This is a genomic window from Chelativorans xinjiangensis (assembly GCF_009812055.1).
In the GTDB taxonomy this organism is placed as follows: domain Bacteria; phylum Pseudomonadota; class Alphaproteobacteria; order Rhizobiales; family Rhizobiaceae; genus Chelativorans; species Chelativorans xinjiangense.
In genome coordinates this window covers 134,397-155,177 of record NZ_WQNH01000009.1, presented here as the reverse complement: position 1 = coordinate 155,177, position 20,781 = coordinate 134,397, and the positions used below count along the sequence as shown (strand labels likewise).

Here is a 20,781-nt window from a genome sequence, read left to right as displayed (position 1 = left end):
ATGCAGCGCAACTCGGTACAGAGGCGATCATGCACGTTCGCGACGTCGTAGAAATCAGCAGATCGGGCGGAGGTGAACCGGCGCGGTTGATCGAGATGAGCTACCGAGCCAGCCAGGACGGTCTCGTCGCTCTCGTCCTTCACGGCATTTCGCCGCAAACAGTCAATCTCGTGCTGGATCCGATCGTTCCGACATTGCCACTGAATATCCCGGGCGTCTTTTACATCGACATCGGAGAGGAAATGCGTGTGCGTGAAGCCGTGCTTTCCGCAGAAACGATCTTCGCGGCGACCGTGCGCTTCCGGGGTCTGCTGCGTGGATGGGGGGTCGCGCCGCGGATGATCGTGCCGGTCAGCCAGGCCGACCGGCGCGGTCGCGGCGTTGCCAGACGCATAGGGGATAGCCGTGCCCTGGAGCCTCCGGACCTTTCCCGCGGTCAAAGCGGCGCCTGCGCTACACAGGCCGTCCGTATCCCTGCGGATTCCCAGACCGCTCATCCCGACGGCGGGCGGCGCTACGCATTTTGAACCGGCGATGGCTCGGATACCGTGAACGCGGCAACGTGCATACGGGGCGCCGGATCACCGAATCCGGCTGTCTTGGAAAGCACAACCCGGACTCCACCCGAGCAGGGATACCGGAAACTGCGCAAAACCGGAAGCACTGGCAGGGTTTAACTGACAAGCCTTGGGTTTGGCGCCCCTTTGCAAGGCAAGTCTGCTCTCTCAAGGATATGCAAGACGGGACGCGTCGGGGTTGAATCGTCTGCGTGGCGTCCTCGGCAACAGGCTGTGTGTCAAGGCACACTCGGCGTCCCTGCCGCTGCTCGACGGAGGAGCTAGTCACGATGGGCAACAATCTGGCTACCAAGGAAACACAGACGCGCAAATTCGGCGCCGGCGCCAGGCGGTCGGTCCGCGACATGGCGATCGGAAAACAGTGGCCCCACTACGACGAGGAGCAGATCGAGGACGTCATGGCCGTGCTGCGATCCGGCAAGGTCAATGCATGGACGGGTGGCAAGGTAACCGAGTTTGAGGCTGCCTATGCGGCGCTGCTGGGTCGTCGCCGCGCGATCGCGCTGGCGAATGGAACAGTGGCACTCGACGTCGCACTCCATGCGATCGGCCTTCAGCCGGGCGACGAGGTGATCGTCACGCCGCGCAGTTTTGTCGCCTCGGCCGCTTGCGTGCCGATGGCCGGCGGCGTGCCGGTCTTTGCCGATGTCGACCCTGAAAGCCAAGCCATAACCGCGGACACCATTGCAACTGTGCTGACGCCGCGCACCCGGGCCATCATCGTCGTCCACCTGGCAGGATGGCCCGCCGACATGCCGCCGATCATGCGCCTTGCGCGCCGGCACGGCATCGTCGTTATCGAGGATTGCGCCCAGGCGCATGGCGCAACATTTGCCGGCCATCCGGTCGGAAGCTTCGGCGATATATCTGCCTTCTCCTTCTGTCAGGACAAGATCCTGAGTACCGGTGGCGAGGGCGGGCTGCTGACCATGGACGATGAGGCGATCTGGAGGCGGGCCTGGAGCCGAAAGGACCACGGTAAGGCCTATGAGACAGTGTTTCACAAAAGCCATGCGCCCGGCTTCCGCTGGCTTCATGAAAGCTTCGGCTCCAACTATCGGATGACAGAAATCCAGGCAGCGATCGGCCTGAGGCAGATCGAGCGGCTGCCCGAGTGGCAATCGCAGCGCGCGGCGAATGCGGCCATCCTGATCGATGCCCTGCACGACCTGCCCGGGTTGACGACGCCGCAGCCGCCACCACACATCCGACACGCGTGGTACCGCTTTTACACATTCGTGCGCCCCGAGAGGCTGAAGAATGGCTGGAGCCGGGATCGGATCCTGTCGGCGCTCAATGCCTCCGGTATTGCCTGTTTCACAGGGAGTTGCCCCGAGATCTACCGGGAAAAAGCCTTCATGGATGCCGGCATGGCGCCATCCACGCGGCTTCCGATCGCTGCCGCACTCGGTGAGACAAGCCTGGCATTTCTGGTCGACCCCTGCCAAAGCCGCGCTGTCGTGCAGAGAACGGCCCGGATCATGCGCAAGGTCATGCAGGAGGCTACGGTCGAGCTGGTGTCCGCTTTCGCGCGACGGCGCACGGCACTTGCATCGTGACCGTTCGTACAGCGGGGCGGCGCAAAGAAGATGCGCATTTCCATCCTGGTATCGTCAGCAGGGCGGCGGGTCGAGCTCATCGAGTGTTTCCGCCGGTCCGCAGCGGCGCTCGGGATCGAGCTGGACGTGCTCGCCTGCGATCGGGAGCCGCAGCTTAGTGCTGCCTGCCAGGCGGCCGATCGGGCCTTCGCAGTGCCGAAATGCGGCGACCTTGGATTCGTGGATGCGATGCTTGATATCGTGCGCGAAAGCGGTGTCCAGCTTGTCGTCCCGACCATCGATCCGGAACTGGCCCCGCTTGCCGCGGCAGCCGAACGGTTCACGGCACTCGGCGCACGCGTCCATGTTAGCCCGCCCTGTGTCATCGAGGTCGTCCGCGACAAGCTCAAGACGGCTCAGGTGATGGAGGAAGCTGGCGTCCCCGTGCCTTGGACCATGCCGCTCGAGGCGGCGCACGCCTCCGCCTATCCAATCATCTGGCCAATGTTTCTGAAGCCTTTGGGCGGCAGCGCAAGCCGCAACATCAAGGTGGCGACCTGTTCTGCGGATCTGCCTGAAACCCCCGACGAACCGATGATATTGCAGGAGTTGCTCATCGGACCCGAATACACGATCAACATGTTCCTCGACCGGCAAGGTGTGTTGCGCAACGTCGTGGCACATCGGCGTTTGCGCGTTCGGGCCGGAGAGGTCGAAAAGGGGCAGACCGAGCGCGATCCGGTGTTTCGCCGATTGGCCGAAGGTGTCGCGCGGGCGCTGCCGCTGGCGCGCGGGGTTCTTTGCTTCCAGGTGATCGTGGACAAGAGGGGCGGGCCATGCGTCTTCGACATAAATGCGCGCTTTGGCGGCGGTTATCCCCTCGTTCACTATGCGGGTGCCGAATACACGCGCTGGCTGTTGGAGGAGGTGGCCGGCCTGCCGTCGACCGCGCATGACGATTGGCGCGCCGATGCGTTGATGCTGCGCTATGACGCGGCGATTTTCCGCGGGTAAGGGAAGGTGCCATGGTCGCGCCGGTGCTGGTCGTTTTCGACCTCGACGACACCTTGTATCTGGAACGCGATTTCGTGCTGAGTGGCTTTGCCGCCGCTGATGCGTGGCTCCTCCGGACTGCCGGAGTGGAGGGACTTCGCCAAGCCTGCCTTAGTCTGTTTGCGGCTGGAGAACGGCGCCGCATTTTCGACCAAGCACTGAGGATTCTAGGCCTCATAGAAGATCGCCAACTGGTTGCCCAACTCGTTGAGGTCTACCGGTCGCATCGACCGAACATCAACCTGACCGCCGACGCGGCGCGCTATTTCGGTTCGCGCTCCCGCGAAATCCCCTGCGCCATGATTACCGATGGCCCGAGCGCCATGCAGCGGGCGAAAACGCGTGCATTGGGGCTCGAGGAATTCATCAGCTGTATCATCTGCACCGGGGCGCCTGGCCAGGGCTTCTGCAAGCCGCACGCGCGCCCCTTTGCGCGGATCGAGACGTGGGCGGCGCCCACGCACCTCCCGCTCGTTTACGTCGCCGACAATCCGGTCAAGGATTTCGTCACACCTCGCGCCCGTGGCTGGTACACCGTGCAGATCGCGCGCCCCGAGCGGATCCACCATCTCACAGCTCCCAGTGCCGCTCACCAGCCTCATGCACACATCACCAGTCTGGACACACTCGGCGACTGCCTGGCTTGGCTGCAGCGCAACCGCGGCAGCCGGCCCGGCAAAGGTGAGGCGCAAATGTAAGGTTTTTCCTGTCGGGGAAGTGCCGTTATCCGGCTTTCGCGCAGGTGCAGCCCGCTGCATGGCTGCTACAGTATCTCACAGGCGGGGCAACGTCCCGGCCGCGCACTGAAGGGTGTTGCCTGTGTCATGCGGTCGACACGTCGCCATTTCGTATCGTCGCTGAGCCGCGATAGGGCTGGGCGCTTTGGTGGGGGAGCATTGCTTGTCTTTACCGGCCACCGTTCAATCTCTTGGCCGGCGTGCCCGCAGGTTCTGGCACGACGAGACGTCGCTGCGCGTGCGGCTTGTCAGCATCGGTCATTTGGTTACCGGCAACATGATGGGCACTATCGTGGGCCTCCTGGCCTTCGTGGTGACTGCCCGTGCCCTCGGTCCCACTGACTTCGGCATCCTCGCCCTCACGCTCAGCTATACCCGATCCGTTCACCTCCTGATCGCGTTCCAGACTTGGCAGCCGCTCATCAAATATGGCGCTGAAGAGCAGGGCAAGGAAGAAGGAAGCGCCTACCGGGCCTTGATGAAATTCGGCCTTCTGGTCGATCTTTCGGCCGCACTGACTGCGTATGGAGTGGCTGTCGGCGTCGCGCTGATCTTTGGATCGCTCGTCGGCATCAGCCACAGCAATCTTCAGCAGGTGCTCATCTACTCGACCGTCCTGCTGTTTCAGATCGAAGGGTTTCCGACAGCTGTCCTGCGTCTGGCCGGCCGGTTCAGGCTTGTGGCATACAGCTCGCTGATCAGTACGATACTTCGGCTCGTCCTGTGTGCCGCGGGTCTGCTGGCGGGTGCCAGTCTTTTCTATTTCGTGATCGCATGGGCGGTGAGCCAGATTGCCGGATCGCTGATCTTTTTGACCCTGGCCCTGGTCGAACTGCGTCGCCAGGGAGTTCGGCGCCTGCTGATGGCACCGTTGGCCGGGGTGACCGGGCGTTTCAAGGGCCTGTGGGCTTTCACGCTCGGCAGCAAGATCGAACTGACGGTGCGCTCCAGCACAACGGAGTTCGACACTCTGCTCGTTGGAGCGCTCGCCGGAGCGCCTGCGGCAGGACTTTACCACATCGCCAAACGTCTAGGCCGCCTCATGCTGCATATGGGCGTTCAAGTGCAGGCGGTCGTCTATCCCGATATCGTCCGGCTGTGGGCGCAGCAGGCCGTATCAGAGTTTCGCAGAATCATTCTGCAGACCGAGATTCTTCTGCTGGCTTTCGGCCTGGCGGTTTTCGCTGCCGCAGCGCTGTGGGTCGGGCCGGTGCTCCACTGGACAGCCGGCCCCGAATTTGAGGCAGCAGGTCCCCTGGTCGTGGTGCAGTTGATTGCGGTGACGATGATGTTGAGCGGTAGCGCCGTTCGTTCGGCACTCCTTGCCATGGGACGTCAGCCCGTTGTGCTGAAAATAGTCGTCGTTTCGTCACTGGTATTCCATGCAACGGCCCTTGCGGCGATCCCTGTGTTAGGCGCGATGGGAGCGAACATCGCCCATGCGGTGATGGGCGGGCTCTGGCTTGCCGGACTGCTCGTCGCCTTTCACGGAGAAATCAGATCCCATTCCAACACGCTGCCTCCAGCCTCGCCGGATCCCGGCCCTTCGATAGGGGAGCCTCCGCACATCGGAGAGGCACGGCAGAAAGCTCTGTCGCGCAATACCGCTGGGAGCTGCTGATTTTCCTGACGGAGCAACGGTTTCGGCCAGGATGCATTGTGCGTATCCTCGACGCAGGCATCGGCGCGGTTGTCTCCAGAAACGGCCTTCGCAATCCGCCGCTCCTTGCGAGGACTTCATGCTTGATCGGCCCATCTCTGTTTGCTTTCCATTTATCGGCGATGAGATTGGCGGCAGCCACGTCTCGGCGGTCAGGTTGATCCAGGCTTTGGATCACCGTTTTGTAAGGCCGCTGGTGGTGCTGCATGTCGTCGACGGGCCGCTGGCGGACTACCTGACTGAGCGAGGCATCTCCTTCGTCGACGCTCCCACCGGGCCGCTTCCCGGCCGCGCTCCTCAGGCCATCCGACGGGGCATGAGCTACACAATCCACGCACTGGCGCCGCTAACTCGCTTTGTGAGGGCCAACAAGATCGACCTCGTCCATACCAACGATGGTCGAATCCATGCGGTGTGGGCTCTGCCGGCACGGCTGGCCGGGGCGGGTCAGGTCTGGCACCATCGTGGCGATCCGGATGCGCGTGGGGTGAATTGGCTGGCGCCTTTGGTGGCAAGCCATATAGTGACGGTTTCCCGGTTCGCGAGGCCGCAACGGCCGGTCATTGACGTCAGCGGGAAACTCTCCGTCGTCCATAGCCCGTTCGACCCACCGTGCGAAAACGGTGACAGGTCTGCTGCCCGAGACATGCTGATCAAGACGCTCGGCTGCTCTCCCGAAACGCGATTTTTGGGCTATTTCGGCGTCTTGATCGAGCGCAAGCGGCCATTGGACTTTGTCGAAGCGGTTGCCGCCTATGTCCGCCGCCATCCCGATGTGCCGGTGATGGGGCTGTTGTTCGGTGTTGCGGGAAGCGAAAGCCCCGCACTCGGGCAGGCAGTGACCCAGCGCGCCGAAGCGCTCGGCATCGGTGACCGAATTCGGCTTATGGGCTTCCGCAGTCCAGTGGAACCGTGGATGCAGGCGGTCGACGCCCTGCTGATCCCAGCCGTCCGCGAGCCCTTCGGCCGCACCCTGATCGAGGCTATGTTCCTTGGCACGCCGGTCGTGGCGACCGATGACGGCGGCAATCCCGAAGCCATCGAACACGGTGTCACCGGCCTTCTCGTGCCCCCCGACGTGCCGGAGCTTTTCGTCGATCCGGTGCATTTGCTCCTGACCGATTGCGACTACCGAACCCGGATCACGGAGGCTGCACGCGAACGCGCCTTCGCTGGCTATGGAGTTGAAACACATGTGCGCAAGCTCACGGCGATCTATCGCGCGCTCCTCAGCGATCAAAAGCAGCCGCACAATATTCGGCGTCGTTCCGATCAATGGACGGTTCCATGAGGTTCGACGATATCGATTTCCTGATTATCGGTGCCACCAAGAGCGCCACCACCTGGCTGCAGAGGTCTCTGCAGGCGGACCCCATGGTTTCGATGCCGGATCCCGAACTGCATTACTTCAGCCGCGAGTTCGCCAGGGGCGACGACTGGTATCTGGCGCAGTTTCCGGCGAATGCAGGCGCGCTCGTGGTCGGCGAAAAGTCGAACTCCTACCTGGAAAGACCGGAAGCGGCCGATCGCATCGCCCGAAAAGTGCCGAATGCCAAGCTCGTGGTACAGCTGCGCAACCCCGTCGAACGCGCCTATTCCGACTACTGCATGCTGTACCGGCGCGGCGACGTCGGCAGCGATATCGAGCGCTATCTCGACCCCGCCAGATCGCAGGATACCCGCCTGGTCAGTGCTGGCCTCTACTATCGCCAGCTGCATGTCTATTTCGACCGCTTCCCGGCCGAGCGCATCCTGGTGACCTTTTACGAAACAGTGACGACCTGCCCGGAAAGGCAACTGGCCAGGGTCCGCACATTCCTGGGATTGGCCGGCGGTGGGGCGGGCCACCTGCTGCGCAGCAGGCTAAAGGACAAGTCCGCTCCGATGCTGAGCCCTGCCATGCGCCGTCTGCTTCGTCCGCTCAAGCCGGTCGTCGCACCCTTGCGGGAGACCACTCCGTTCCGCCGCGTGCATGCCGCGCTTGCAAAGGAGATACGTTACCCGCCATTTCCAGACTCCCTGCGTCAGCGGCTGACAGACCACTACGAGCCGGATGTCGAGATGCTTGGCCGCCTGCTCGGCCACGACCTATCACACTGGCTGCGTGGATCGGGTGTTGAAATGTCGAGGCTCGGTCGGGAGGGGCAAACGGAGACATCCGGAACGGCAATTGCGCAAAACCGGAAGCCATCGCAGGGCTTTAACTGACACGCCTTGCGTTTCCCGCTGCTGTGCGGGCCTCCACGCTTACCGCAAAATGGCTGAAGTTACAAAAGCTTCGGAAGGGCCGCTCGCCATAGGGAGGTTCATCCAGCGACCTCAAGGCATTCCGAAGGCGAAATGGATGCAGGGCGAGATCTTCACCACGGGCCTGTCGCTGACCAGGCGCTGACATTCTTTCGCTCCATGCTTAGAGGTCTGTCTACGATGGACAACAACCTGGCTGCCAAAGGAGCGCATTCGCGGAGTTTCCAGAAGATTCCGGCGCCGCTGCCGCCGTTGATCGTTGGCCCGGGCAAGCATCGCCTCTATCGTTGGGTCCGCTGCAAGCTCAAATCTGTCGTGACGTCGACCATTCGCAACCGCCACCTTTATGCGGTGGACCTGGGATTGAGCTCGGTGGCACTCGTGGTGGCGATCTGGCTTCGGCTCGGTTCGCAAGTGATTCTCGCCGATACCGCGATCACGAGCGCCGTCGGTTCGATAACGGCAATGTTCATGATGATTTGTGCGGTCAGCTTTCCGGCCGCCGGTCTTTACAAGCGGAAATGGGAATTCGCCTCGATCCTGGACTACATCGTCCTTGTGCTGGCCGTTCTCTTTGCCTCGGCGATCCTCACCGCCTGCTTGTTCTTCTACTCGGGGCTGGCCCTCGTGCCGGGCTCCGTGATCGCCATCGAGGTCGTGACGCTCGTCCCGCTGCTGGCGGCGGTCCGGCTCAGTTTCCGCCAGGAGGATCTCAAAATCCGGATGCCGTCCGTGCGCGCAGCTTCGGAGAATTCCGATTGTATGCTGCCCGTCCTGCTCGTCGGCGCAGGACACGAGGCCGATCTGTATTTGCGCGCGCTTCAGCGCGACCGCAACTGCACCTATTGGCCGGTGGGCTTTCTTGATAATTCACCGGCCGAGATCGGCACGACGCTTCGCGGCGTCCCTGTGCTCGGCACAACCGGGGATTTTGAGGCCGTGATGGAGGATAGCGAGGCGCGCGGGCAAAGGCCGCGCCATCTCATCTTCACCACAGCGCCTTCCGCCTTCGAGGCAGAGGCGGCCGAACGCCTGATCGAACAGGCCGATCGCGTGGGTATGGCCATTTCCCGGCTCAATCCCGTCACAGAGCTGCGCAGTACCCGCGTCACGAAGGAGTTCGAACTGCGGCCTATCGAACTCACGGATTTGCTCGAACGGCCGCAAGCAGCACTCGACGTTGCCGCCCTCCAGCGCTTCATTCGTGGCCGGCGCGTGCTTGTGACCGGCGCCGGCGGATCGATCGGTAGCGAGCTGACGAAGCAGGTGGCGGCGCTCGGGCCTTCGCACCTCGCCGTCATCGACAACTGCGAATTCAATCTCTATTCAATCGATCTTGAGCTCTCCGAACAGTTCGCCCACGTGCCGAGAACGCCGCATCTTTGCGATGTGCGCGACCCGCACCGGGTAAACGAGGTTTTTCTCCGGCACAGGCCCGAGCTCGTTTTCCATGCCGCCGCCCTGAAACACGTGCCCATGGTGGAGCTTAACCCGTGTGAAGGGGTGCTTACCAATGTCTGCGGTACGCGTAACGTGGCCGATGCTGTGCGGCGATGGCGCGCGCTCGGTATGGTGCAAATCTCTACGGACAAGGTCGTGAATTCGAGCAGCGTCATGGGTGCGACGAAGCGGCTTGCCGAGCTTTATTGCCAGGCGCTCGATCTTGAAGGCTTGAACCAGCCCGACGCCCCCCGTTTCATGACGGTGCGCTTCGGCAATGTGCTCGGCTCAAGCGGCTCGCTCATTCCCTTGTTCAAGCGCCAACTGGCACATGGCGGGCCGCTGACGGTGACTCATCCCGAAATGACGCGCTTTTTCATGACCATTCGCGAGGCGGTGGAACTTACCCTCCAGGCCTCCGCGTATGGTCTGGAGAAGGAGCTTGGGCAGGGCGAAATCTTCGTGCTCGACATGGGCGAACCCATCAAAATCGTTGACATCGCCCGGCGCATGATCCGTCTGGCGGGCTTCACTCCGGATAAGGATGTACGCATCAAGATCATCGGCTGTCGCCCGGGAGAAAAGCTGTTCGAAGAGCTTTTCGACGAGACCGAAACGAGAGTTTCGCCACCTGTTCCACGAGTCCTCGGCGCGGTGCCGAGGCCGGTGCCCATCCCGGTACTGCAGGATGTGTTAGCAAGGCTGCAGACCTGCGCTCTGGAAGGCGACACGGAAGGTCTCTTCGCCTCGATCCGCACCGTTCTGCCGGGGTTTCAGACAAGCCAGAGCGAACGCCCGCGCCCCGTGAGCCATGCTTCAGATGTAGGAATCGAGCGCGCGCGGTGTACATGTGAGGGTTGCCCGGTTCCGTCTTGGTTCTTGAAGCCAGACCCGCATGCCCGAAGCGCATGAGTGCGGCGTTCATACACGTCTTGGTTTTCGGAACGCTTGGCTGGGAGGTGGCAAGGACTTTGCCGAAGGCCTACGACTACATCAGGCCGACATCGCCGCAAACGCGATGTCGGCCATCGGGCGCACAACCCGCTCGTCACACGGCTTCCACCAATCTATCGCGAGCAGCGGCCAGATCGATAACATGCGTTGGCGTGCTGGACCTCGAGCCGATCCCTGAATAGGCGAAGCCAAAGCGCCTTGCTTCCTCGTGCGAATATACATTGCGCAGGTCGACCAGGACCGGTTGCGCGACCACCTTCTCCAGCCGCTGCAGATCCAGGGCGCGGAACTGCTCCCACTCGGTGAGGATGCAGATGGCGCTGGCGTTCTCGGCCGCCTCATAAGGGCTGGCATGGAAAGTGACCTCGGACCAGAATGCACGCGCCTGATCCATGCCTTTCGGATCGTAGGCGTTGACATGGGCACCGGCGTCCTGAAGCGCCTGGATGATGGAGATCGACGGTGCTTCGCGCATATCATCGGTGTTCGGTTTGAACGTCAGCCCGAAAATGGCGATCGTCTTGCCACGGACGTTGCCGCCGGCGGCACGGATGATGCGGCGCGCCATGGCGCGCTTGCGGGTGTCATTGATCGCGATCGTCGTTTCGATCAGACGCAGCGGGCTATCATGATCCTGGGCTGTCTTGGCGAGAGCCATTGCATCCTTCGGGAAGCAAGAGCCTCCGAACCCCGGACCGGCATGGAGGAACTTCGACCCGATGCGCTTGTCCGCGCCCAATCCTCGGGCCACCTCCTGAACGTCTGCGTCCACCTTTTCACACAGATCCGCGATCTCGTTGATGAAGGTCACTTTCATCGCAAGAAATGCGTTGGAAGCGTATTTGATCAGTTCGGCCGAGCGGCGCGAGGTGAACAGGATCGGCGACTTGTTGAGAAACAGGGGCCTGTAGATTTCCGCCATCACCGTGCTTGCATGCTCATCCTCCACGCCGATAACGATCCTATCGGGATGCTTGAAATCCTGTATGGCGGAGCCCTCGCGCAAAAACTCGGGATTGGAGGCAACGCTGAAGGCGCTGCTTTGCCTGTGTTCATGGATGATGCGCTTGACCTCGTCTCCCGTGCCGACGGGAACGGTCGATTTCGTCACAACGACGGTATTGCCCTGTAGGGCGCGGGCGATGTCGCGCGCGGCGTCGTGGACATAGGAGAGATCCGCATGGCCATCGCCGCGCCTGGATGGCGTTCCGACAGCGATAAAGACGGCATCCGCGCCGGTGACCGACCCAGCGAGGTCCGTGGTGAACGACAGGCGCCCGTCACGCACGTTCTGGGCGACGATCACTTCAAGGCCGGGCTCGTAGATCGGCATTTCTCCGTGCCGCAGCCTGTCGATCCTGGATGCGTCCTTGTCCACACAGACGACCGTGTGGCCGAAGTCAGCCAGGCACGCCCCCGTTACTAGCCCTACATAGCCGGAACCGATCACGACAAGTCTCAAGACGCTTCTCCACTTCCGCAATAGCATTCAGCTCTCGCACGAATGGAAGAACCGCCGCGAATAAGGGCATTAACGGCGATGTTTTCGTGGCCGTCCAACGCCTCAGACGACCATCGAAGAACCGATATGCCTCCATCACGCCGGTCGCTTCGCATTCTACGCAACCGATTGATTTTAGGCGTGAATTCTCTTGAATTGGAGGATTAAAACCCTGACATGGGTTCGGTAAAGCCGCAGATTCTCCGCTCGAACCGAAGCAATTTACGATCCGCCGCGCTATAGATGCATGGGTTGTAGCGCGTCGTTGAACGGTGCGCACGGATTAGCCAAACCTGCCTTCATCCGAAGGAGGTATATGACCTGGGGCGGGATGGATATTCATTGGGGAAGGTGGATATGGGGGCAGGTGATCTCAACATTCCGAAACGGATGCTGCTTGCGAGTTGCGAACACGTACTGGCAATCCGTCCAGGGATAGTCGAGGCCGTGAAACGGCTTACCGACGCACTAGGTGACGAAGACAAGGCCCGCCAGCTCGATCTGTTGATCTCGCAGGACCGAAGTGCGCAGGCTCTAATGGACAAAACCCTCGGCGTGGCCAATGTCGTGACCGAAGATCCGCTGCAACACGCGATCTTCTTCTTCCTGCAGCCGTCCGTCCACGTCTCCTCGTCGTAGTCCGTCTCGAGCGTTTCTGCTCTCTGGCGCAGTAGTTCGAGTTCCTCGGCAACCTCCGGATCCATGTCGAGATGGCGAGGGTAGACGCGACCGAAATGCCGAAACTCTTCATAGGCGACCTCGTGCCTGGCCTCCGCCCATTTCCACGTTTTGCGCAGATCCTCCGCGGTCGCCTCGAGCTTTTCCGTGGCTAGCCGCTCGACCAGGACGGTATCTTCGAGATGGGAGTTGTTGTGGTCGGAAAACAGATCCTCGATCACGACGCCGCCGGCTTCGCGATAGGCATCGATGCCGACGAAGCGGCCGAGACGAGAATTGGCCGAATAGCTCTTTTCGGTGAGCATGCGGCGGATACCATGGCTGCTGAAGTGATACTGCTGCGAAACAGTCTTCCAGACCTCGAGCTGGCGCGCATGATCGTCTGACAACGTGAAGGCTTCCACGCAATCGAGAGTCATCTTGTTGTCGCGGAAGGCATCGAGGATCTCCGGCGCCACTTTCGCCAGTTTCAAGCGCCGCTCGACCAGGTTGACGGTCACGCCAAAGCGCTTGGCGATCTCATCGATCGCAATGCCCTTGTCGACGAGCTTGGCGAAGGCGAGGAAAGCACCAGCATCGCTGCCGTCATGCAGACCCGATCCCGCACGGTCGAGATGCCCAGCGGCCTGAGTTTGCCGTTGGCCTTCGGTATGAACACGCGTCTGATCGGTTCCGGTCGGTAGGTCTCCTTCCTGAGCGCAAGCGCCAGTTCGCCGAGCCACCGCTCCAGCCCGTACGCCTCGATGTCCGCGAAGTCCTGGCCGTCCACCCCCGGTGCGCCCTTATTGGAGCGGCACTGGGCATAGGCATGCGCCAGGATATCTTCACGGCTGATCTTGTCGTATAAGACGTAGAAGCGACAGCCGGCTTCTGCCTTCGCTTTCGCGTGTAACGCCATCTGCAGTTTCTGGACACGTTTCGGAGTTGCTAGATTTCCCAATCTCCGGTCCCTCACCACTTGTTGCGTTCGTCTTGAACTGAGGCCCCTTCCCTCCACCGGCATTACCCGGCTTTCCCGTACTAAGAGCCTCTCCGCCACCCCAGCGCGCCCGGCCTGTCCCTCGCGGGCGTCCGGCTGATTATCCCTGATCACGCATTGGGGCTTCCCGTGTTGCGTGCGCTTTCCTTGCGTGCATGCTGTCGCCACTACCCCGGTGCGGCAGACGGGCTCAGGCGTTGCTCAGACTCGCCCGTCCATATCAGCCTTCCCCGGTTCCACTGCCGGGTCGGCCCGCACATCGCGACTTTCGAGGCCTGCTCAGCGTTTACTCACGTTACGGCCTGCACGCTCGCGCGGTCACCAAAAGTGTGACCACTATCCGAGGGCTTCAGGTCATCTCGTTGCCTCCATGCCTGCCCCGGTTGCTTCCGGCTGGAGCGGTTGCCGGGCGGGGATTCCACCCGCTGGAGAAGCGCCGCCTTGGCACGGCGCACGTGGAAAGTTCACGTTGCCGCCGTCGATCTGAACGCGCAGAAACTGGAACAACCGGACAGCCAAGCATCCCGGTTCAAGTCGCAGGTCAATTCCGCTACACTTCTGGGACAAACGAGTGTGAACACTACAACACAATCCCGCGATTCCAGCCCGGAGACTCGGAGTCGACACTCATCGGCTTGCAGATTGGCTTGTTGTCGCTGGCGTGGGGAGACAGCGGACTTCCAGAGATGGAGCGCACCCAAAGGAGCCGTATGCCGAGCGATAAGAGCGGCGTTGGTCGCGGACGAGTGCCGGCGCGGCTACAGGTCCGACTTCTTGGTGCAGTCGAGATCATCTTGGACGGCCGGCGTCTTCGCGCCTTCAATGCTCTTCGCTTGCAACGGTTTCTGGCGTTGATCGCGTTGCGGAGAGATCCGCAGCACCGTTCACGACTCGCGTTCGAGCTCTGGCCCGACTCCGACGAGCATCAGGCGCGCACCAACCTCAGAAAGCTGCTCCACGAGTTCCGTCATTCGCTTCCCGACATCGGTGAGTTCATCGAGATCGACAACGAGACTATGCGGTGGATCCCGACCGGGCCGACCGAGGTCGACGTCCTGAGGTTCCGCGATGCCATGGCGGCCGGTGATTTCGAGCTCGCCGCGCGCCTCTATTCGGGCGATCTTCTTCCAGCTAGTTATGACGACTGGGTCCTGGACGAGCGAACCAAACTTCGCGCCGAGGCGTATCAAGCCCTCGTGCGGCTGACAGAGGAGGCTGCGGGGCGCGACGACCACAAGGCGATGATCAGATACGCCCAACGCATCGCCGACCTGGAGCCGACCGACGAAGCGGCCGTTCGAATTCAGATGGAAGCACATCTCGCGCTGGGCGATCGAGCCGCGGCGCTGCGCTGCTACCACCGCTACGGGGAGGTGCTTCAGCGCGAGCTCGCGGTGACACCGGGCGAGGCGATCGGGGCTATGTACCAGCAGCTCCGGGCTGGCGCACCGAACCGCGACGAAGCGCGGGACCTACCCGTCGCTGAATCGCCTTTCGTCGGCCGCAACCTCGAATGGAACCAGCTCATCGAGGCATGGAACACCGCGCGGCAGGGTCGGGCACATCTCTTGTTGGTCACCGGGGAACCGGGGATCGGAAAGTCCCGTCTCGCACTGGAACTCGGCCGTCGTGTTCGAGCAGACGGACACCTGGTGGCATCGGCTCGGGCATACGAGGCTGCGGGCAGGCTGCCTTGGGGTCCCGTCGTCGACCTGCTGCGATCGGATGCTATCCGAAGCCACATCGACACGCTCGACACGGTCTGGAGGACCGAGCTCGCGCGTCTCCTGCCCGAACTTCGCGACGCTTCCCAGCCTTCTGAACCGAAACGGTCGGGCGACGTGGCTCAGCGCCATCGGTTGTTCGATGCCGTGAGCCGAGCCTTCGTCGCCAGCGACCGACCGCGTTTGCTCATCATCGACGACCTGCAATGGTGTGACCCCGAGACTATCGAGCTGATCGGTTTCGTCGTCCGTTCCGGGCGTACTGCACCGGTCCTCATCGTCGGTACCATCCGCTGGGAGGAGATCCCGGAGCATCATCCCTTCGTTGGGCTCGTGGACGCCTTGGGCCACGATCAGGCAGTGACCACCGTGCCGCTCGACCGGCTCGATGAAGCCACCACTGCGACGCTCGCTGCTCGGCTGCGCGCTGAAGACACGATTGATCCGGGATTGGCGGCACGGCTCTGGAGCGAGACCGAAGGCAATCCACTCTTTGTCATCGAAACGCTCCGCGCCGGGATCTCATCTGACGGAAGCCAGGCGGTGCTCACGCCAACGATGCGGGCGGTGCTGCGGGCTCGACTGGGCCAGCTGACTGACGGCGCCCGCCTAATCGCCGAGGTGGCGGCCGTCATCGGCCGGCCCTTCTCGGTCGGTCTGCTGGTCTCGGCCACTGGGACCGATGAAGGCGAGGTCGTTGATCATGTCGACGAACTCTGGCGCCGTCGGATCATCCACGATCAGGGACTCACCTACGATTTCAGTCACGACAAGCTTCGGGCGGTTGCCCTGGAGATGGTCACGCCGGCTCGCCGACGTCAGCTCCACCGCGCCGTCGCCGAGGCGATCGTGGTCGAGCGCCGCAAGGACCGCGACGCGGCCAGCCCGCAGCTGGCCGCACACTACGACCAGGCCGGAATGGTCGAACCGGCGATCGATGCCTACCGCGTGGCGGGGGCCCGAGCGGTGGCCGTGTCGGCCCTCGATGAAGCGGTCACCATGTTTCGGCGAGCGCTAGCACTGCTCGCCGACCTGCCATCGTCACCCGACCGCGATACACTCGAGCTCGACATCTGGATCGCCCTCGGATCCCCCCTTGTCGCCCTGGAGGGCTACGGGTCCGGCGGCGCGCATCAACTCTACGAGCGCGCCCTTTCGCTTTGCCGCAAGCTTCACAAACCTGTGGACCCGCCGATCCTCCGTGGTCTCGGCCTCGCCCGGCTGCAGGGCTGCCACTTCGACGATTGCGACGAACTCGCCCGGGCCCTCCTCGACGATAAGAGTCATGATGCGGTCGCCAGGACAGAGGGCCGATATCTCCTCGGCGTGAGCGCGTTCTGGCGGGGCGATCTGACCAGAGCCCGCCACTATCTCGATAGCGCAATCGAAGCCTATGACGTGGCCCATCGCAACGAGCATCTGGCGTTGTACGCCCAGGACCCGAAGGCGATTTGCCTCGTACGGCTGGCCTGGGTCGAACTGTGGGTGGGAGATGCCGGCCGGGCCGACGAGACAGCCCGATCAGCGCTTGAGTTGGCGGTCGATCTCGATCATCTGATGACGTTGAGGTACGTCATCACCTACGCGGCGATCACCGCGGCCGAATCCGAAAATATCGCCCGCCTCGCCGAGTTCCTCGCTGACGCCGACCTTCAATGGAAGCATCTTTCGGAACGCTACCTTATGGTCGTCCTGGAGGCCCTTCGGGGCTGGATGGACGTCTGTGAGGGATCGGCTGGAGGTATCGAGAAGATCGTGCGGTCGGTGGCGCGCTCGCGGACCGAAGGGGAGACCCTGCACCTGACCTACACGCTCCTTCTCCTCGCCCGGGCGCGCGGCATGATCGGCGAGTACCGCGAGGGACGCGCCGCCGCACGCGAGGGGCTCTCGTGGTCACACAGGTCCAACCAGCGCTATCTCGAGGCCGAGCTGTGGCGAGTCGACGGCGAGTTGGCTTATCGCAGCGGGGAAACCGAAGCCGCTGCCGCTTCTCTGCGCAATGCCGTCGAGATCGCCAGCGCTCAAGGGGCAGGCTGGCTGCAGCTTCGGGCGCTCCACTCCCTTGCCAGTCGATTTCCCGATCAGACGCTGCGTGAGCGACTTGAGAACCTCATCGGGACCATGCCGTCTGGCCATGATCTCCCGGCGTTCCGGGCAGCAATCCGCCTTCTGAGCGAGTCCGGCTGAGAGGGAACGCTTTCGGAACGCCCGAGGGCGCATCCTTGTGCGAGACGAAGCAGAGGAGCGCCCAATGAGCAACATGATCGAGGCGTTGACCGAAACGGTGCGGGGTCGCGTCATCACCCGCTCGGATTCTGACTATGACGAGGCTCGCGCCGTCCACAACGCCATGCACGACCGCAAACCCCGCGCCGTCGTCCAGTGCGTGGATTCGGCCGACGTGATGGCCGCGGTCACGGCTGGCCGCGACGCTGGCCTCGACGTGGCAATTCGTGGCGGGGGCCACAGCGTTCCCGGATTCGGCACGGTGGACGACGGGCTGGTCATCGACCTGTCGAGGATGAACAACGTTAGGGTCGATCCGATCAAGAAGGTCGCCCGGGTCGGGGGCGGCGCGACATGGGGCGATGTCGACCATGCCACCTACCCGTTCGGCCTCGCCGCGCCCGGCGGGGTCATCTCGACGACCGGAGTGGGTGGCCTGACGCTGGGCGGCGGCATCGGCTACCTGACCCGCGGCGTCGGTCTCTCCATCGACAGCCTGCTGTCGGCCGATGTCGTCCTCGCTGATGGCCGGCAGGTTACCGCGAGCGACTACCAGAACGAAGATTTGTTCTGGGCCCTACGTGGCGGCGGCGGCAACTTCGGTGTCGTCACCAGCTTCGAGTTTCAGCTCCACGAGGTCGGTGACATCGTGGGCGGCCCAATATTCTACGAGTTCGACGATGCCGCGGCGGTCCTGCAGGGCTACCGCGAATATATTGCGCGTGCGCCCGAACAGCTCGGATGCTTTTTCGGCTGGCAGATAGCTCCCGACCTGCCGTTTATCCCCAGGAACCGGGTTGGGGACCTGTTCTGTGTACTGGTCACTTGCTGGAACGGTCCACACGAGGAGGCTGAGCGGGTACTGCAGCCGCTGCGCGACGTTGCCGAGGTGAAAGCGGAGCAGGTCGGCCTTATGCCGTTCCCGGCGCTCAACAGCGCCTTCGACGGCATGGTCCCGAAGGGCATGCAGCATTATTGGAAGGCAGACTTCATCACCGAGCTCACCGACGAGGCAATCGCGGCTCACGTCGAGCATGGCAAGAAGACACCGTACATAAGCTCGAGCATGCATCTGCATCCGATAAATGGTGCCGCGCAACGGGTCGGCGCCGATGAGACCGCCTTCGGACACCGGGACAAGAGTTTTTCCCCGGTCGTTGCGGGAATCTGGTCGGACCCTGCCGACAACGAGGCCAACATCAGATGGGTGAAGGACTACTATGCAGCTATTCATCCCCACTCGGGCAGCGATGGGGGCTACGTCAACTTCATGTCCAGCGACGACGACCACCGTGCGCCCGCAAACTATGGCGCCAACTACGAGCGGCTCGCAGCCGTGAAGGCGGCCTATGACCCCGACAACCTCTTCCACATCAACCAGAACATCGCTCCCGCAATCAGGAGAAGAGGGTGACGACGATGACGGATCAATGGCTATTCAAGAGCGAAACCTACGATAACTGCAATTGCGATATGAATTGTGGTTGCCAGTTCAACTTGCCGAGTACCCATGGCTATTGTCAGTCGGCCTTCGCCGGCAACATCGTTGAAGGTCACTTCAACGATACGCTGCTCGCAGGCTTGAACTGGGCGGCGCTGTACAAGTGGCCCGGCGAAATCAAGGACGGAAACGGCCGACGTCAGATCATCATCGACGAGCGTGCAGATGAAGCTCAGAGGGTCGCGCTTGAAACGATCATCTCAGGCGGGGCATGCGAACCATTGAGCAATCTTTTCGCCGTATTCGCGTCCACATGCTCAGAATTTTGCGAGACGTTGTTCCTGCCGATCGATCTCGATGCGGAGCTGGAAGGCAGAACGGCACGGGTCGAGATACCAGGAATACTGAAGAGCAGCGCCAATCCAAAGATCAATGAATTCACTGGAGAACCGTTTCACATCGCGCTGGCGCGACCGAGGGGCAGCTTCGAGTTCACATATGCCGAACTGGGACTGGGTACGACCGCGGTGACGGGCAAAATGGAAATGGCGTTCGAAGATTCATGGGCGCATTTTTGCGTTCACCACTTCAATCAGGATGGCCTGGTCCGCGAAAGATCAAGGCTCACGGCATGGCTTGACGCGTGACCTCCGGACCGGTGTCGGTTTCGACGCGGCGCAGACAAGCCATTCCCCGAATTCGGGGAACATGATCGGGTGAAACGGGGATGACGGTGCCCATCGACGCCGCCCTTGAGGCAGTGATCAGGCGCGATCGCCTGGTCGTCGTTACCGCGCTTTTTGCGGTCATCGCTCTGTCTTGGGCGTATCTGCTGGCCGGCGCCGGTATCAGCATGTCGGCGTTCGAGACGACCCGCATGTCGCAGCTCGGGATGGCAGGGGGCGTGCCCGAAGGGGGCATGGCCGGCATGGCGATGATGACGCCTGCAGTCTGGACGCCCGGCTATGCAGTCCTGATGTTCTTCATGTGGTGGGTCATGATGGTGGCGATGATGCTGCCCAGCGCGGCGCCGATGATCCTTTTGTTTGCGACGGTCAATCGCAAGCAGCGCGACACCGGCCATCCCTATGTCGCGACGAGCATTTTCGCGTTTGGCTATCTCGCCGCCTGGGCTGGCTTCAGCCTGGTCGCGGTAATCCTGCGGTGGGGGTTCGAGCGCGCCGGTAACCTTTCACCGATGCTCGTCGCGACCAACGCGATCTTCGGCGGCTTCCTGTTGATCGCCGCCGGCGTCTACCAACTCACCCCGATCAAGCATGCCTGTCTTCGCCACTGCCGATCGCCGCTTGCATTCCTTAGTACCCATTGGCGGTGGGGCGCCCGTGGCGCACTACGCATGGGCCTTGTGCACGGCGCGTTCTGCATCGGCTGTTGCTGGTTCCTGATGGGGCTGATGTTTTTCGGCGGCGTGATGAACCTCTACTGGGTCGCTGGCCTCGCGCTGTTCGTAGTGTTCGAAAAGACTGTCCCCGCGGGGCACTGGCTCGGCTACGCAACCGGCGTCGCTCTGCTCGCCTGGGGCACAGCCGTTCTGGCCGGGGCACAGCCTCTTCGGTTTCTTGGGATGGCCTAAGCTTGTCATGCCGTTTGAGACAAAAAACGAGTCGGCCTCCCGGCGCGCGAGTCCGGAAAGGGTCAGTCGCGTCAGGTCAGGGAGTTTTTGAGTTCGTCCGGTGGCTCCTCACGAGTGGGCCTTGTCTCTTCTGGCCGGCCGAGTGCATCACCGCGCCAGCCTCGGCGTCGTTTGTAGGCAGTGTTTTCGCAGGAAGCGGATGTGAGCAGCTCGAGTAGAGTTCGTACCGGCTGCTCACCAGGGGGCATTTGGTCGTAACCGGGCGCATTTGAGCGTATGTGGTTGCGCGCCCCCGCAACCAAATCTTCCAATAAAATCAGTATATTACAAAGTCGCACCGGATCACTTCCGGGGCAATTTTGCGTTCAGGGGGCAGTTCGGGGGCAGTGCCTCTCAACCCTTCACAATAGCATGCAACACTGTCATCCGTC

Annotated in this window: 15 protein-coding genes; 12 read left to right on the top strand and 3 right to left on the bottom strand. The window is 62.2% G+C overall.

Features of this window, described 5'->3' with window-relative positions:
* Nucleotides 1-29 precede the first annotated feature (29 nt).
* The 8 genes from GM910_RS08985 (at nucleotide 30) to GM910_RS08950 (ending at nucleotide 10,165) form a co-directional block, all read left to right on the top strand.
* A complete protein-coding gene (locus GM910_RS08985; protein WP_159587175.1) occupies nucleotides 30-527 on the top strand; it encodes a hypothetical protein in 498 nt (165 codons plus the stop codon).
* Nucleotides 528-922: 395 nt separating this feature from the next.
* Nucleotides 923-2,137: a DegT/DnrJ/EryC1/StrS family aminotransferase gene (locus GM910_RS08980; protein ID WP_425482665.1), complete on the top strand. Its 1,215-nt coding sequence runs from the start codon at nucleotides 923-925 to the stop codon at nucleotides 2,135-2,137.
* A gap of 30 nt (nucleotides 2,138-2,167) precedes the next feature.
* Nucleotides 2,168-3,130 carry an ATP-grasp domain-containing protein gene (locus GM910_RS08975; RefSeq protein ID WP_159587174.1) on the top strand — a complete coding sequence of 321 codons (963 nt, stop codon included), beginning with the start codon at nucleotides 2,168-2,170 and terminating at the stop codon, nucleotides 3,128-3,130.
* Between the two features lie 11 nt (nucleotides 3,131-3,141).
* Entirely contained in the window at nucleotides 3,142-3,867 is a 726-nt protein-coding gene (locus GM910_RS08970; RefSeq protein WP_159587173.1) for an HAD family hydrolase, read from the top strand.
* A gap of 202 nt (nucleotides 3,868-4,069) precedes the next feature.
* A complete protein-coding gene (locus GM910_RS08965) occupies nucleotides 4,070-5,527 on the top strand; it encodes a lipopolysaccharide biosynthesis protein (RefSeq protein ID WP_281354874.1) in 1,458 nt (485 codons plus the stop codon).
* Between the two features lie 118 nt (nucleotides 5,528-5,645).
* Entirely contained in the window at nucleotides 5,646-6,857 is a 1,212-nt protein-coding gene (locus tag GM910_RS08960) for a glycosyltransferase family 4 protein (RefSeq protein ID WP_159587172.1), read from the top strand.
* Nucleotides 6,854-7,774 (top strand): sulfotransferase family protein, encoded by a 921-nt coding sequence (locus GM910_RS08955; RefSeq protein ID WP_159587171.1) that lies wholly within the window; start codon nucleotides 6,854-6,856, stop codon nucleotides 7,772-7,774. The genes GM910_RS08960 and GM910_RS08955 overlap by 4 nt, the downstream gene beginning before the upstream one ends.
* Before the next feature lie 219 nt (nucleotides 7,775-7,993).
* Entirely contained in the window at nucleotides 7,994-10,165 is a 2,172-nt protein-coding gene (locus GM910_RS08950; protein WP_201285437.1) for a nucleoside-diphosphate sugar epimerase/dehydratase, read from the top strand.
* A 136-nt stretch (nucleotides 10,166-10,301) separates the two neighbouring features.
* Here the strand turns inward: GM910_RS08950 and GM910_RS08945 are convergent, their stop codons facing one another.
* The 3 genes from GM910_RS08945 to GM910_RS08935 form a co-directional block, all read right to left on the bottom strand.
* Nucleotides 10,302-11,669 (bottom strand): UDP-glucose dehydrogenase family protein, encoded by a 1,368-nt coding sequence (locus GM910_RS08945; protein ID WP_159587170.1) that lies wholly within the window; start codon nucleotides 11,667-11,669, stop codon nucleotides 10,302-10,304.
* Between the two features lie 338 nt (nucleotides 11,670-12,007).
* Nucleotides 12,008-12,886, bottom strand: a complete 879-nt coding sequence (locus GM910_RS08940; RefSeq protein WP_159587169.1) for a hypothetical protein — start codon at nucleotides 12,884-12,886, stop codon at nucleotides 12,008-12,010.
* The gene (locus GM910_RS08935; protein WP_201285436.1) at nucleotides 12,883-13,284 is read right to left on the bottom strand and encodes a reverse transcriptase family protein; all 402 of its coding nucleotides are present in this window, start codon (nucleotides 13,282-13,284) and stop codon (nucleotides 12,883-12,885) included. The genes GM910_RS08940 and GM910_RS08935 overlap by 4 nt, the downstream gene beginning before the upstream one ends.
* Before the next feature lie 791 nt (nucleotides 13,285-14,075).
* On the opposite strand from GM910_RS08935, the gene GM910_RS08930 reads away from it, so the two are divergent.
* The 4 genes from GM910_RS08930 to GM910_RS08915 all read left to right on the top strand — a co-directional run bounded on the left by GM910_RS08930 (nucleotide 14,076) and on the right by GM910_RS08915 (nucleotide 20,350).
* A complete protein-coding gene (locus GM910_RS08930) occupies nucleotides 14,076-17,276 on the top strand; it encodes an ATP-binding protein (RefSeq protein WP_159587168.1) in 3,201 nt (1,066 codons plus the stop codon).
* Nucleotides 17,277-17,340: 64 nt separating this feature from the next.
* Nucleotides 17,341-18,729, top strand: a complete 1,389-nt coding sequence (locus tag GM910_RS08925) for an FAD-binding oxidoreductase (RefSeq protein ID WP_159587167.1) — start codon at nucleotides 17,341-17,343, stop codon at nucleotides 18,727-18,729.
* Between the two features lie 5 nt (nucleotides 18,730-18,734).
* On the top strand, nucleotides 18,735-19,403 hold the full coding sequence (locus GM910_RS08920) for a DUF1326 domain-containing protein (protein WP_159587209.1): 669 nt from the start codon (nucleotides 18,735-18,737) through the stop codon (nucleotides 19,401-19,403).
* Nucleotides 19,404-19,483: 80 nt separating this feature from the next.
* The gene (locus GM910_RS08915; RefSeq protein ID WP_159587166.1) at nucleotides 19,484-20,350 is read left to right on the top strand and encodes a DUF2182 domain-containing protein; all 867 of its coding nucleotides are present in this window, start codon (nucleotides 19,484-19,486) and stop codon (nucleotides 20,348-20,350) included.
* The last annotated feature ends 431 nt before the right edge of the window (nucleotides 20,351-20,781 follow it).

Coding starts and splice junctions, on each gene's coding strand:
- GM910_RS08920 (WP_159587209.1), top strand. CDS start 18,735: ATGACGGATCAATGGCTATTCAAGAGCGAAACCTACGATAACTGCAAT.
- GM910_RS08980 (WP_425482665.1), top strand. CDS start 923: ATGGCGATCGGAAAACAGTGGCCCCACTACGACGAGGAGCAGATCGAG.
- GM910_RS08970 (WP_159587173.1), top strand. CDS start 3,142: ATGGTCGCGCCGGTGCTGGTCGTTTTCGACCTCGACGACACCTTGTAT.
- GM910_RS08960 (WP_159587172.1), top strand. CDS start 5,646: ATGCTTGATCGGCCCATCTCTGTTTGCTTTCCATTTATCGGCGATGAG.
- GM910_RS08930 (WP_159587168.1), top strand. CDS start 14,076: ATGCCGAGCGATAAGAGCGGCGTTGGTCGCGGACGAGTGCCGGCGCGG.
- GM910_RS08955 (WP_159587171.1), top strand. CDS start 6,854: ATGAGGTTCGACGATATCGATTTCCTGATTATCGGTGCCACCAAGAGC.
- GM910_RS08950 (WP_201285437.1), top strand. CDS start 7,994: ATGGACAACAACCTGGCTGCCAAAGGAGCGCATTCGCGGAGTTTCCAG.
- GM910_RS08925 (WP_159587167.1), top strand. CDS start 17,341: ATGAGCAACATGATCGAGGCGTTGACCGAAACGGTGCGGGGTCGCGTC.
- GM910_RS08935 (WP_201285436.1), bottom strand. CDS start 13,284: ATGGCGTTACACGCGAAAGCGAAGGCAGAAGCCGGCTGTCGCTTCTAC.
- GM910_RS08915 (WP_159587166.1), top strand. CDS start 19,484: ATGACGGTGCCCATCGACGCCGCCCTTGAGGCAGTGATCAGGCGCGAT.
- GM910_RS08985 (WP_159587175.1), top strand. CDS start 30: ATGCACGTTCGCGACGTCGTAGAAATCAGCAGATCGGGCGGAGGTGAA.
- GM910_RS08975 (WP_159587174.1), top strand. CDS start 2,168: ATGCGCATTTCCATCCTGGTATCGTCAGCAGGGCGGCGGGTCGAGCTC.